The 4,781-nt window shown below is 52.9% G+C and carries 2 rRNA genes; both read left to right on the top strand.

Going from position 1 to position 4,781, the window contains the following annotated elements:
- The first annotated feature begins 20 nt into the window (after window positions 1-20).
- A 16S ribosomal RNA gene (locus tag AC1DBT_RS05875) occupies window positions 21-1,536 on the top strand.
- A 242-nt stretch (window positions 1,537-1,778) separates the two neighbouring features.
- Window positions 1,779-4,713, top strand: a 23S ribosomal RNA gene (locus AC1DBT_RS05870).
- The 16S and 23S rRNA genes sit together here, the layout of an rRNA operon.
- Window positions 4,714-4,781 lie beyond the last annotated feature (68 nt).

Raw genomic sequence — 4,781 nt, 5'->3', positions numbered from 1 at the left:
CAATTCAGTTTATTTCATTTTGAATGGAGAGTTCGATCCTGGCTCAGGATGAACGCTGGCGGCGCGCCTAACACATGCAAGTCGAACGGTTAAAGCATCTTCGGATGTGTATAAAGTGGCGAACGGCTGAGTAACACGTGGGCAACCTGCCCTTTGCACTGGGATAGCCTCGGGAAACCGAGGTTAATACCGGATACTCCATATTTGTCGCATGGCGAATATGGGAAAGCTCCGGCGGCAAAGGATGGGCCCGCGGCCTGTTAGCTAGTTGGTGGGGTAGTGGCCTACCAAGGCAATGATGGGTAGCCGGGTTGAGAGACCGACCGGCCAGATTGGGACTGAGACACGGCCCAGACTCCTACGGGAGGCAGCAGTGGGGAATCTTGCACAATGGGCGAAAGCCTGATGCAGCGACGCCGCGTGCGGGATGAAGGCCTTCGGGTTGTAAACCGCTTTCAGCAGGGACGAGGCCGCAAGGTGACGGTACCTGCAGAAGAAGCCCCGGCTAACTACGTGCCAGCAGCCGCGGTAATACGTAGGGGGCAAGCGTTATCCGGATTCATTGGGCGTAAAGCGCGCGTAGGCGGTCTGTTAGGTCAGGAGTTAAATCTGGGGGCTCAACCCCTATCCGCTCCTGATACCGGCAGGCTTGAGTCTGGTAGGGGAAGATGGAATTCCAAGTGTAGCGGTGAAATGCGCAGATATTTGGAAGAACACCGGTGGCGAAGGCGGTCTTCTGGGCCATGACTGACGCTGAGGCGCGAAAGCTAGGGGAGCGAACAGGATTAGATACCCTGGTAGTCCTAGCTGTAAACGATGGACACTAGGTGTGGGGAGATTATACTTTCCGTGCCGCAGCTAACGCATTAAGTGTCCCGCCTGGGGAGTACGGTCGCAAGACTAAAACTCAAAGGAATTGACGGGGGCCCGCACAAGCAGCGGAGCATGTGGCTTAATTCGAAGCAACGCGAAGAACCTTACCAGGGCTTGACATTTAGGTGAAGCAGTGGAAACACTGTGGCCGAAAGGAGCCTAAACAGGTGGTGCATGGCTGTCGTCAGCTCGTGTCGTGAGATGTTGGGTTAAGTCCCGCAACGAGCGCAACCCTTGTCGCATGTTGCCAGCGGTTCGGCCGGGCACCCATGCGAGACCGCCGGCGTTAAGCCGGAGGAAGGTGGGGACGACGTCAAGTCATCATGCCCCTTATGTCCTGGGCTGCACACGTGCTACAATGGCCGGCACAGAGGGCTGCTACTGCGCGAGCAGGAGCGAATCCCTAAAGCCGGTCCCAGTTCGGATTGGAGGCTGCAACTCGCCTCCATGAAGTCGGAGTTGCTAGTAATCGCGGATCAGCACGCCGCGGTGAATGCGTTCCCGGGCCTTGTACACACCGCCCGTCACACCACCCGAGTCGTCTGCACCCGAAGTCGTCGGCCTAACCCGCAAGGGAGGGAGGCGCCGAAGGTGTGGAGGGTAAGGGGGGTGAAGTCGTAACAAGGTAGCCGTACCGGAAGGTGCGGCTGGATCACCTCCTTTCTAGGGAGAATAAGCTCTACTAGATTGTTATTACCTTTTATACAGTGTGTCTTGCCGTTAAATTTCGCTGATCATCTTTTATCTTCAATTACAGTGTTCAGTCTTCAGGGCTCAATGCCTTGTGTGTACCTTGAGAGCTGTATAGCGTAACAAACGATAATTTTCTTATTTAAGAAGAAGATCGCATCTGATCGCATCAATGAGAAATCATTGATAGTGTATGTATGTACCAAACCATTGATAGATAAGATGGTAAGGGCACACGGTGGATGCCTTGGCACAGGAAGCCGATGAAGGACGTGACAAGCTGCGATAAGCTACGGTTAGGGGCACATACCCGCTTGATCCGTAGATTTCCGAATGGGTAAACCTAATAAGAGTCATTTCTTATTACAGTGCGTTGAACACATAGACGCATCTGAGACAACCTGGGGAACTGAAACATCTAAGTACCCAGAGGAAAATAAATCAAACGAGATTCCGCTAGTAGTGGCGAGCGAACGCGGACAAGGGCCAAACCACAGGTCGCGAAAGCTCTTGTGGGGTTGTAGGGTCACAAATTGTACAGTAAGAAAATTTCTTAGAAGCAAAACGGTCTGGGAAGGCCGGCAAGATAGGGTAAAAGCCCCGTACGCGAATCTAAGAAATCTGTCTTGTGATACCTGAGTACTGCCGGACACGTGAAACCCGGTGGGAATCTGGGGGGACCACCCTCCAAGCCTAAATACTCTCCTGTGACCGATAGTGAACCAGTACCGTGAGGGAAAGGTGAAAAGCACCCCGGAAGGGGAGTGAAATAGTACCTGAAACCGTGTGCTTACAAGCAGTTGGAGCAAGATTTTTCTTGTGACAGCGTGCCTTTTGTAGAATGAGCCAGCGAGTTACGGTGTGTGGCAAGGTTAAGCTAAAAAGCGAGCCGAAGCGACAGCGAGTCTTAATTGGGCGTTTTAGTCGCACATCGTAGACGCGAAGCCAAGTGATCTATCCATGAGCAGGCTGAAGCGGGGGTAAGACCCCGTGGAGGGCCGAACCCACCTAGGTTGAAAACTGGGGGGATGACTTGTGGATAGGGGTGAAAGGCCAATCAAACTTGGAGATATCTCGTTCTCCTCGAAATAGCTTTAGGGCTAGCCTCGGATGTTTACCTGCGGAGGTAGAGCACTGGATGATTGCGGGGGCTTCACCGCCTACCAACATCAACCAAACTCCGAATGCCGTATGGTCTAGAATCCGGGAGTCAGAACATGTGGGCTAAGCCGTGTGTTCGAAAGGGAAACAGCCCAGACCGTCCGCTAAGGTCCCCAAATTTATGCTAAGTGGCAAAGGATGTGCGTTTGCTCAGACAACCAGGATGTTGGCTTAGAAGCAGCCATTCATTTAAAGAGTGCGTAATAGCTCACTGGTCGAGTGAACATGCGCCGACAATATACGGGGCTAAGCATAGTACCGAAGCGACGGACTAGTTTTACTAGTGGTAGAGGAGCTTTCCGTCTGGAGTGAAGCTGTGGGGTAACCCATGGTGGACCGGCCGGAAGTGAGAATGCTGGCATGAGTAACGAGAGAGATGTGAAAAACATCTCCGCCGTAAACCCAAGGTTTCCTGGGCAAGGCTAATCCTCCCAGGGTCAGTCGGGAGCTAAGGCAAGGCCGGAAGGCGTAGTCGATGCACAGCAGGTAGATATTCCTGCACCTCCGACGCAACATTATTACCAATGGGGTGACGAAGAAGGGTAGCTCAGCGGGGTTCTGGATGTCCCCGTGAGATCACGTAGGCTACAAGGTAGTGAAATGCGCCTTGTATTAAAGCTGAGGTGAAGGACGAAACGATTGAGCGAAGTGAGTGAGCCCATACTTCCGAGAAAAACCTCTAGGGAGTTGCTAGGAGCCCGTACCGCAAACCGACACAGGTGGGTGGGTAGAACATACCAAGGCGATCGGGAGAACTATGGTTAAGGAACTCGGCAAAATAACCCCGTAACTTCGGGATAAGGGGTGCCGTCTTAGGTGATAAGATTTACTCTTTGAGCTTTTGGCGGTCACAGTAAAGAGGTCCAAACGACTGTTTATCAAAAACACAGGACTCTGCTGAAGTCGTAAGACGACGTATAGGGTCTGACGCCTGCCCGGTGCCGGAAGGTCACGAGGAGTTGTTAGCATTAGCGAAGCAGCGAATCTAAGCCCCGGTAAACGGCGGCCGTAACTATAACGGTCCTAAGGTAGCGAAATTCCTTGTCGGGTAAGTTCCGACCTGCACGAAAGGCGTAACGATTTGGACACTGTCTCAACCATAGACCCGGTGAAATTGCACTAGTCGTGAAGATGCGACTTACCCGCGGAAGGACGGAAAGACCCCGTGAACCTTTACTGCAGCTTGACATTGGCTGCCGGTTCGTCGTGTAGAGGATAGGTGGGAGACTGTGAACTGGAGACGCCAGTCTTCAGGGAGTCACCCTTGGAATACCACCCTCGACGTTTCGGCATCCTAACCCTTCGCCGTAATCCGGGAAGGGGACCGTGTCAGGTGGGTAGTTTGACTGGGGCGGTCGCCTCCTAAAATGTAACGGAGGCGCACGTAAGGTCTGCTCAGGATGGTCGGCAATCATCCTTTTGAGTGCAAGAGCATAAGCAGGCTTAACTGCGAGACAAACAAGTCGAGCAGATGGGAAACCAGGTTCTAGTGATCCGGCGGCTCAGAGTGGAATGGCCGTCGCTCAACGGATAAAAGGTACTCCGGGGATAACAGGCTGATCTTCCCCAAGAGTCCACATCGACGGGAAGGTTTGGCACCTCGATGTCGGCTCATCGCATCCTGGGGCTGGAGCAGGTCCCAAGGGTATGGCTGTTCGCCATTTAAAGCGGTACGCGAGCTGGGTTCAGAACGTCGTGAGACAGTTCGGTCCCTATCCTCCGTGGGCGTAGGAAAATTGAGGGAGGCTGCCCCTAGTACGAGAGGACCGGGGTGGACGGACCTCCGGTGTACGGGTTGTTAACCAATAGCATTGCCCGGTAGCTGAGTCCGGTTGGGATAACCGCTGAAAGCATCTAAGCGGGAAGCCCATCCCAAGATGAGTTTTCCTTTTGGTAAGACCCCTTGTAGACAACAAGGTGATAGGCTTCAGGTGTACGTGTGGTAACGCACTTAGCCGAGAAGTACTAATCGGTCGAGCTCTTTTCTATTCAATGTAGATCATATGCGTCTTCTAATCAATTGTTATGCTGTATAGCTCTCAGAGTACATACTCATG

The sequence above is a fragment of the Fannyhessea sp. C0108B2 genome, assembly GCF_056583915.1.
The sequence above is the reverse complement of the archived record's forward strand: the minus strand, read 5'-3'. Positions and strand labels throughout refer to the sequence as shown.